At 64.9% G+C, this 6,828-nt stretch carries 7 protein-coding genes; all 7 read left to right on the plus strand.

Annotation, left to right across the window (positions count from 1 at the left end):
• The first annotated feature begins 145 nt into the window (after positions 1-145).
• From ndk to der, 7 genes are read left to right on the plus strand one after another with little or no spacing between them, the layout of a single operon-like run.
• Positions 146-571: a nucleoside-diphosphate kinase gene (gene ndk, locus ACE026_RS17445; RefSeq protein WP_008265389.1), complete on the plus strand. Its 426-nt coding sequence runs from the start codon at positions 146-148 to the stop codon at positions 569-571.
• A 10-nt stretch (positions 572-581) separates the two neighbouring features.
• The gene (rlmN, locus tag ACE026_RS17450) at positions 582-1,787 is read left to right on the plus strand and encodes a dual-specificity RNA methyltransferase RlmN (RefSeq protein WP_486040061.1); all 1,206 of its coding nucleotides are present in this window, start codon (positions 582-584) and stop codon (positions 1,785-1,787) included.
• A complete protein-coding gene (pilW, locus tag ACE026_RS17455; RefSeq protein WP_486040063.1) occupies positions 1,774-2,571 on the plus strand; it encodes a type IV pilus biogenesis/stability protein PilW in 798 nt (265 codons plus the stop codon). The genes rlmN and pilW overlap by 14 nt, the downstream gene beginning before the upstream one ends.
• 6 nt (positions 2,572-2,577) lie before the next feature.
• Positions 2,578-3,441 (plus strand): helix-turn-helix domain-containing protein, encoded by an 864-nt coding sequence (locus ACE026_RS17460; RefSeq protein WP_486040064.1) that lies wholly within the window; start codon positions 2,578-2,580, stop codon positions 3,439-3,441.
• Between the two features lie 59 nt (positions 3,442-3,500).
• A complete protein-coding gene (locus ACE026_RS17465; protein WP_486040065.1) occupies positions 3,501-4,139 on the plus strand; it encodes a YfgM family protein in 639 nt (212 codons plus the stop codon).
• The gene (gene bamB, locus ACE026_RS17470) at positions 4,139-5,347 is read left to right on the plus strand and encodes an outer membrane protein assembly factor BamB (protein ID WP_019183085.1); all 1,209 of its coding nucleotides are present in this window, start codon (positions 4,139-4,141) and stop codon (positions 5,345-5,347) included. Before ACE026_RS17465 ends, bamB begins: the two co-directional genes overlap by 1 nt.
• Before the next feature lie 12 nt (positions 5,348-5,359).
• Positions 5,360-6,751: a ribosome biogenesis GTPase Der gene (gene der / locus ACE026_RS17475; RefSeq protein WP_259261070.1), complete on the plus strand. Its 1,392-nt coding sequence runs from the start codon at positions 5,360-5,362 to the stop codon at positions 6,749-6,751.
• Positions 6,752-6,828 lie beyond the last annotated feature (77 nt).

Here is a 6,828-nt window from a genome sequence, read left to right on the forward strand (position 1 = left end):
CCCCCCCCCCCCCCCGGCACTACCGTACGGCGGGGTTACACGTTAGAATTGGCGCACGTATATCAGGCTAAGCCCGCGTTTTGACGCGGGTTTTTTTCATGTTAACCTCGGGCCGATCAAGTGGCCCGCCCAACGGAGTATTCCCATGGCGCTGGAGCGCACCCTTTCCATCATCAAGCCGGACGCCGTCGCCAAGAACGTCATCGGCGAAATCTACGCCCGCTTTGAAAAGGCCGGCCTGAAGGTCGTCGCCGCCAAGTACAAGCAGCTGTCGCGCCGTGAAGCCGAAGGCTTCTACGCCGTGCACCGCGAGCGTCCGTTCTTCAACGCGCTGGTCGAGTTCATGATCTCCGGCCCGGTGATGATCCAGGCGCTGGAAGGCGAGAACGCCGTGCTGGCCCACCGCGACCTGCTGGGCGCCACCAACCCGAAGGAAGCCGCCGCAGGCACCATCCGCGCCGACTTCGCTGAATCCATCGATGCCAATGCCGCCCACGGCTCGGACTCGGTTGAGAATGCCGCGATCGAAATCGCCTACTTCTTCGCCGCGACTGAAGTCGTCTCGCGCTGAGAGTGATGCCGTGAACGAGGTCGTACAGCCAACCGCCATCCCATCCGTGCTCGTGTCGAGCCCGGCTGTGGCCAAGCAGAACCTGCTCGACCTCGATCGCGAGGGTCTGGAGCGCTTCTTCGCCGAGACACTCGGCGAAGCGCGCTACCGTGCCCATCAGGTGATGAAGTGGATCCACCATCACTACGTCACCGATTTCGATGAGATGACCGACCTCGGCAAGGCGCTGCGCGCCAAGCTCAAGCAGCATGCCGAGGTGCTGGTCCCGAACATCGTGTTCGACAAGCCCTCCGCCGATGGCACCCACAAGTGGCTGCTGGCGATGGGCACCGATGGCAAGAACGCCATCGAAGCGGTCTACATCCCGGACAAGAACCGCGGCACGCTGTGCGTGTCCTCGCAGGTCGGCTGCGCGCTGAACTGCACGTTCTGTTCGACCGCCACCCAGGGCTTCAACCGCAACCTCTCCACCGCCGAGATCATCGGCCAGGTGTGGGTCGCGGCGCGCCATCTGGGCAACATCCCGCACAAGCAGCGTCGTCTCACCAACGTGGTGATGATGGGCATGGGCGAGCCGTTGATGAATTTCGACAACGTCGTGCGCGCCATGAGCGTGATGCGCGACGATCTGGGCTACGGCCTGGCCAACAAGCGCGTGACGCTGTCCACCTCCGGCCTGGTGCCGCAGATCGACCGCCTCTCCACCGAGAGCGACGTGTCGCTGGCGGTGTCGCTGCATGCGCCCAACGATGCACTGCGCGAGACCCTGGTCCCGCTCAACAAGAAGTACCCGATCGTCGAGCTGATGGCCTCGTGCGCTCGCTACCTGCGCGCCAACAAGCGCCGCGAATCGGTCACCTTCGAATACACCCTGATGAAGGGGATCAACGACCAGCCCGAGCACGCCCGCCAGCTGGCGCGGCTGATGCGCCAGTTCGACAACGCCGTGCAGGCCTCGAACTCGGGCAAGGTCAACCTGATTCCGTTCAATCCGTTCCCCGGTACGCGCTATGAGCGCTCCGGCGAGACGGAGATCCGCGCCTTCCAGAAGATCCTGCTCGATGCGAAGGTGCTGACGATGGTGCGACGCACCCGCGGCGACGATATCGATGCCGCCTGTGGCCAGCTCAAGGGCCAGGTCATGGATCGCACGCGCCGCCAGGCCGAGTTCAACAAAACGCTGCAGGACGGGAAAGACCGGAATGCCGCTGCCTGATCGCCGATTGCCAGCCGTTGTTTTCTTCGCGCTGGCATTGGCCGGCTGTGGCAAACAAGGTGTCAAACCGCCGTCCGCTCCGCTCGAGGTCGCGCCGACCTACGAGGCCCGCGACAACCCCGAGATCCGCAAGCGCGTGAACTATCAGGACCAGATGGTCCTGGCCGGCGAGTCGCTGCGGGCCGGTTCCCCGGATGCCGCTGAAAAGCGCGTGCGGGCGGCGATGAAGATCGATGCGCGGCGTCCCGAGGCCTACATGCTGCTGGCGGCCATCGCCGCGCAGCGCGGCAACGACGCCGAGGCCGGGCAGCTGTACGCCAAGGCTGCCGAGCTGGGCCCGGAGCGCGGCGACGTCCTCAACAATTATGGCGCGTGGCTATGTGCTCATGGCCGGCCGGCCGAGTCGCTGGTCTGGTTCGACCGGGCGCTGCAGGCCCCGGGCTACACCACCCCGGCGTCCGCCCTGGCCAATGCCGGTGGCTGTGCGCTGGACGCAGGCCAGCCCGAACGGGCTGTGCCGGACCTGCGACGAGCACTTGAGATAGATCCCGTCAATGCCTATGCGCTGGAGTCGATGGCCCGCAACGAGTACGCCCAAGGGCGCTATTTCGAGGCCCGGGCCTTTTCGCAACGGCGTTTGACGGCTGCACCGGCCACACGTTCCGTGTTACAACTTGCCTCTCAAATCGAGGCGCGGCTTGGCGACAGCATGGCATCCGGTCGCTATCTGCAGCGAATTCATGACGAATTTCCGCAGGATGCGGCACCTAATCCCCGGGGTTAAAGCATTGTGATTGATGACCAGACTGTGAACGCTTTTGATACTGCGGCCGGTTGCGGAGCTCGTCTTCGCCAGGCCCGGGAAGCGGCCGGACTGACCCTGGAGGCGGTGGGGCAGCAGCTGCACATGCCGGTTCAGGTACTCAAGTCCCTCGAAGAAGAACAGTGGCAGCGCCTGGGCGCGCCGGTCTTCGTGCGCGGCCAGCTGCGCAGTTATGCCCGCCTGCTCAAGGTGGACATCGGCGAGATCCTCGAGCAGGCGCATATCGGGCCGATCGTGCCGCCGCAGCTGGTCAGCCACACCCATACCCCGCGGGCCCGGCGCATTGCCGAGAGCCTGGGGCGTCGTGTCCTGTATGTCGGCATCACCGCGGTTCTGGCCGTGCCGGTCTGGTTCGCCACCCGCGGCCATTTCGATGGCACGGCGACCACCCCGAACACCGCCTCGCTGGATGTGATCCCGGCGGCGGTACCGGTGGCCGGTGGCGACACCCCGGACCCGGCCGCACCGGTAGCGGTCGAAGCGGCCAAGCCTTCGGCACCGGCGGCGCCGTATCTGGCATCGCTGACCCCGGTTCCGCGTCCGGCCGCTGCGCCGGCACCGCAGGCCGGCGCCCTGAGCCTGCAGTTCAAAGGCGACAGCTGGGTGGATATTTCCGGGCCCGACGGCACCACCGTCGAAAAGGCCCTGATCAAGTCGGGCGAGACCCGCAGCTTCGCGCCAGGCCAGGTGGCCCGCATGGTGCTGGGCAATGCATCGGCGGTCGAGGTTCAGCAGGCCGGCACTATCGTCGACCTTTCGCCGTACCAGCGAGCCAACGTGGCACGCTTTACGGTATCCTCTGACGGCTCCGTGGTCCCAGTTTCGCACTGAACCGCGTTTCCCCAATCCAATTCAAATAGCTCCTCCTCATGGGCGGGGCGAGAGTACGCATGGCGATCGACGACCTGCTCGACGAGCACGAACAAAGTGAACGCGTCCGCGGCTGGCTGCGGAAGAACGGTGTCAGCATCCTCGCTGGCGTAGCCATCGCGATCGGTGGCATCTGGGGCTGGAAAGAGTGGCAGACCCGGCACAGCAACAGCCTGGCCGGCGCCAACGTCCAATACCAGATCGTCCTCAAGAGCCTGGAAGAAAAGGATCTGGAGCAGGCCGCCAAGGGTGTGAAGGATCTGGAAAGCGGCAAGGCCAACATCTATGCCGATCTGGCCGCATTGCAGCTGGCCAAGGCCCAAGTCGATGCCGGCAAGAATGAAGACGCGCTGGCGACCCTGCGCGCGATCAAGGCCGACCGCGAATTCAAGCCGGTGATCGAGCAGCGCGTTGCGCGCCTGCTGGTGGCCACCGGCAAGACCGAGGATGCGATCAAGCAGCTCGGCACCGCAACCGACAGCGCCAGCCTGGAAATCCATGGCGACGCACTGATGGCGCAGGGCAAGCGTGATGCTGCCCGCGAGCAGTATGAGAAGGCGCTCAAGACGCTGGACGTGGCAGCGCCCCAGCGGCGCCTGCTGGAAACCAAGTTGACGGATGCCGGTGGCACCGTCACCGATCCTGCGGAGTCGGTGTAATGAATCAGATGGTCATGATCAAGCGCGTTGCCACGGTTGCCCTGTTGGGCATGGCCCTGACCGGCTGCAGCACGATGAAGGGCTGGTTCGCCGGCAAAGATGCCGCCGCCAAGAAGGCACTGGAACCGGCCGAGCTGGTCAAGTTCGATGCCACCGCCAAGGTCGACAAGATCTGGACGGCCAACGTCGGCAAGGGTGAGAAGCGCATCGGTGTCCGTCAGGGCCCGGTGGTCGCCGATGGTCGCGTGTACGCGGCTGCCATCTACGGTGGCGTGCATGCCATCGACCTGCAGACCGGCAAGAAGATCTGGACCTACGAACCGGCCAAGGTCAAGAAGCAGCCCAAGCTGCGTCTGTCCGGTGGCCCGGGCGTGGGTGACGGCCTGGTCGTCATCGGCACCCTGGATGGCGAAGTCATCGCGTTGAACGCGGCCGACGGCACTGAGAAGTGGCGTGCCAAGGTGCCGGGTGAAGTGATCTCCGCGCCTGCCGTGGGCCAGGGCATGGTGTTCGTACGCAGCAACGACGGTCGCGTGACCGGTCTGGATGCCGAGAATGGCACCCAGCGCTGGTTCAACCCGCGCGAGCTGCCGGCACTGACCGTGCGTGGCAACGCGCCGGTCGTCACCGGCCCGGGCGTGCTGTTCATCGGCAACGACGACGGCTCCATCGCCGCGCTGGCCATGCAGGACGGCCGCACGCTGTGGGACCAGATGGTCGGCACCGGCGAAGGCCGTACCGAGCTGGAGCGCATGGCCGATATCGACGGCGCCCCGGTGCTGGAAGGCAATACGCTGTTCGTCAGCAGTTTCAAGAACCAGACCATGGCGATCGAAGGCCCGACCGGCCGTCCGCTGTGGGCACGTGATCATGGTGGCGCCGGTGGCGTGGCCCTGACCTCGGGCAATGTGTTCGTCACCGACAACAAAGGCGGCGTGTTCGGCCTGGACAAGGCCAGCGGTTCGGCCATGTGGTCGCAGACGGGCCTGGCCCGTCGTTCGCTGACCGGTCCGGTCATCCACGGCGATTACGTTGTGGTCGGTGATTACAAGGGGTATCTGCACTGGTTGCGGACCGATAACGGTGAGTTCGCGGCGCGCGCCAAGAGTGGCGGCGACGCCCTCCTGGCACAGCCGGTAGCTGCCGATGGGATTCTGCTGGTGCAGAACGTTGATGGAAAGCTGACCGCATTCCGGTTGGCACAATAAGGAGTTACCGCGATGCTGCCCTTGGTCGCCCTGGTTGGACGGCCGAATGTCGGCAAGTCCACGCTGTTCAATGCGTTTACCCGTACGCGCGACGCGCTGGTCCATGACCAGCCCGGCGTGACCCGGGACCGTAATTACGGTGTTTGTCGTCTTGATGAAGACCACCCGTTCCTGGTGGTCGATACCGGTGGTATCGCCGGTGAAGAAGAAGGTCTGGCCGGCGCTACCGCCCGCCAGGCCCGCGCCGCCGCCGCCGAGGCGGACCTGATCCTGTTCGTGGTCGATGCCCGTGAGGGCCCGATGGACGACGAGATCCTGTCCTGGCTGCGCAAGCTGGCCCGTCCGACCCTGCTGTTGATCAACAAGATCGACGGCATGAACGAAGACACCGTGCGTTCGGAATTTGCCCGTTACGGCTTCAGCGAAATGCTGACCGTCTCGGCGGCGCACCGTCAGGGCCTGGATGATCTGCTGGATGAGGTCGTGGAGCGGTTGCCGGAAGAGGGCACCACCGAGACCCTGGACACCGATCCGAACCGCATTCGCATCGCCTTCGTCGGCCGCCCCAATGTGGGCAAGTCGACGCTGGTCAATCGTCTGCTCGGCGAAGAGCGGATGATCGCCTCCGAAGTGCCCGGTACCACCCGTGATTCGATCGCGGTGGACATGGAGCGTGACGGGCGCGAGTATCGCCTGATCGATACCGCTGGCCTGCGTCGCAAGGCGCGTGTCGAGGAAGTGGTCGAGAAGTTCAGCGTCATCAAGACCCTGCAGGCCATCGAGCAGTGCCAGGTCGCGGTGCTGATGCTCGATGCCTCCGAAGGCGTGACCGATCAGGACGCCAGCGTGCTCGGTGCGGTGCTCGATGCCGGTCGTGCCTTGGTGGTGGCGATCAACAAGTGGGATGGCCTGACCGATTACCAGCGCGAGCAGGCTGAAGCACTGGTGTCGCGCAAGCTCGGCTTCGTGCCGTGGGCGGAAGTGGTGCGCATCTCGGCCAAGCATGGCTCGGGCCTGCGTGAGCTGTTCCGCTGCATCCACGCCGCGCATGCCTCGGCCACGCACGAATTCAGCACCAGCGAAGTCAACAAGGCGCTGGAAACGGCCTACGAGACCAACCCGCCGCCGGCGATCCGTGGTCACGTGTCCAAGCTGCGCTACGTGCATCCGGGCGGTTCCAACCCGCCGACCTTCATCGTCCACGGCACGCGTCTGAAAGACCTGCCGGAGTCGTACAAGCGCTATCTGGAGAATTTCTTCCGCAAGCGCTTCAAGCTGGTCGGCACGCCCGTACAGTTCATCTTCCGCGAGGGTGTGAACCCGTACGAGGGCAAGAAGAACGTGCTCACCGAACGTCAGCTCAAGCGCAAGCGCCGCTTGATCAAGCACGTCAAGGGCAAATGATCCAAAGAAGAGCCGGCGAAGGCCGGCTCTTCTCATTGGCGCGGCCGGCCAGTGGCCGCACGCAGCGGTAGTGGGGG

This window comes from Stenotrophomonas sp. AGC87 (assembly GCF_057333975.1).